This is a genomic window from Rhizobacter sp. P2_H3 (genome assembly GCF_056403355.1).
This window is the reverse complement of the sequence record NZ_JBFUFQ010000448.1, coordinates 1-2,032: the sequence shown is the minus strand read 5'-3', so window position 1 is coordinate 2,032 and position 2,032 is coordinate 1. Positions and strand designations below refer to the sequence as shown.

At 72.5% G+C, this 2,032-nt stretch carries 3 protein-coding genes; all 3 read right to left on the bottom strand.

Annotation, left to right across the window (positions count from 1 at the left end):
* On the bottom strand, positions 1 to 310 hold a 310-nt coding region (locus AC1D1T_RS32195), incomplete at its 3' end, for an Hpt domain-containing protein (RefSeq protein WP_477993418.1).
* Between the two features lie 46 nt (positions 311 to 356).
* Positions 357 to 1,820: a CHASE3 domain-containing protein gene (locus AC1D1T_RS32190; protein WP_477827924.1), complete on the bottom strand. Its 1,464-nt coding sequence runs from the start codon at positions 1,818 to 1,820 to the stop codon at positions 357 to 359.
* A gap of 32 nt (positions 1,821 to 1,852) precedes the next feature.
* Positions 1,853 to 2,032, bottom strand: a 180-nt coding sequence (locus AC1D1T_RS32185; RefSeq protein WP_477993416.1) for a hypothetical protein, incomplete at its 5' end; no start/stop codon positions are given.

Here is a 2,032-nt window from a genome sequence, read left to right as displayed (position 1 = left end):
GGTCCAGCGCGCCCAGGCCGGCGCCGATCGCGTCGAGCAGCGCCAGCGAGGCGTCGACGGTGTCGCGCGGCGGTGCATCCGGCGCGTCGCGCCACGGCCCGAGCAGGTCTTCGAGGGCGTGTGCGTGGTCGGCGATCGCCGGTTGGCGCACCACCCGTGCCGCGCCCTTCAGCGTATGCGCCACGCGCAGCAGGCGGGCGACGGTCGTGGCGTCGCCGGCGCCCTTCTCGAGGTCGAGCAGGCCCTGGCCCAGCTGCTCCAGCAGCTCGCGCGCCTCGACGCGGAAGTAGCGGTACGGGTCGGTGACCATCGGGGCGGCGCGCGGTGACAGGCGGTGACGGGCGGTGCCCGGGTCCTCAGGCGGCCACCTGCGGCTGCACCAGCCGCAGCAGTTCCTTGGACAGCCCGGCCAGCTGCGACGCGGTCTGGAAGGTCTGCCCCGAGCTCGCCTCGGTTTCCTTGGTGGCCTGGGCGGTGTTGGAGATCGCGATGTTGACCTGCTCGACCGCGGTGGTCTGCTGCTTGGTCGACAGCTCGATTTCGCGCGCCGCCTCAGTTGTGGTGGCCACCAGCGCGGCGATGCGCGTGAAGGATGCGGCGACGTCGCCGAACTGGCGCGCGCCGGCGTCGACCGCCTTCGAGCCGGTCTCGGTCGCCATCACGGTGGTGTTGACCGCGCCGCGCACGTCCTCGATCAGCGTGCGGATCTCCTTGGTGGAGCCGGCCACGCGGTCGGCCAGCTTGCGGATCTCGTCGGCCACCACGCCGAAGCGCTTGCCGGCCTCGCCGGCGCCGGTGGCTTCGATGGTGGCGTTGATCGCGAGGATGTTGGTCTGCTCGGCCAGCTCGGAGACGATGTCGAGCACGGCGCCGATCTGCTGCGACTTCTTGCCCAGCTCCAGCATGTGGTTGACGACCAGGTCGACCTGCTGGCGGATGCCCGCGATCGACTCCTTGGCCACCTGCACGGTGCCGGCGCCGGCACCGGCGGCGCTGGCGGTCTGCTCGGCGACGCCGGCCACGCGCTGCGCGCTCTCGGCGATCTGGCGCGAGGTGGCGAGCAGCTCGCTGATGGTGGTGGTGATCTCGGTCATCGAGGTCGAGGATTCGCGCGCCCCGGCGGCCTGCTGGTTGGCCGCCGACTGCAGCTCGGTCGACGAGCGCTGCACGTGCTGCACGGCGGCCGCGATCTGGGTCGTCAGCGAGCGCGTCAGCACGTAGCCCGCCGCACCGACGAAAAGCAGGCAGAACAGGGTGCCGAGCACGATGGTCGAGCGCGCACCCGCGGCGGTGGCCTCGACGTCGTCGGCGCGCTGCTTCAGCAGGTCGCGCTCTTCGCGCTCCATCTGTTCGGCGACCTGACGGAACTCGTCCATCGTGCGCTTGCCCTCGCCGCCCAGCACCGCCTTGACGGCGGAGTCCAGGCCGGCCTGGCGGCGCAGGTCGATGATGCGCCGCAGCTCGGCCAGCTTGGCCGAGACGAGGGCCTGCGCGGCGTCGATGCGCCGCTGCTGGTTCGGGTTGTCGGCGGTCAGCTCGCGCAGCTCCTTGACCTGCCGCGCGACCGCGCCGACCGCGGCCTGGTAGGGCTCCAGGTAGGCCTCGTCACCGGTGATCACGAAGCCGCGCTGGCCGGTCTCGGCGTCCTTCAGCTGGCCGAGCAGGCCGGCGACGTGCTCCAGCACGACGTGCGTGTGCGCGACCGCGTAGCTGGTGCGTGTCAGCGAGTCGAGGCTGCGGTACGCCACGCTGCCGATGCCCAGCAGCAGCAGGAACGAGACGGCGAAGCCGATGGCGATTTTTCGTCCGAAGGTCCACATGCGGTGCTCCTGTCAGTCAGTCTGTCAGTCGATCAAGCCGTGCCGGCGGCGCAGCGCCGCGCCGCGGCGGTGAGGGTGTCCAGCACCGAGGCCAGCGCGACCACCGGCCGCACCTGTCCAGCGTGCTGGCCGGGGCCTTGCAGGATCTCCTGCACGTGGCGGCGCGCCGCCGACGGGTCGGCCGCGGGCCGGGCCGCGCCGCGCGGCACCCG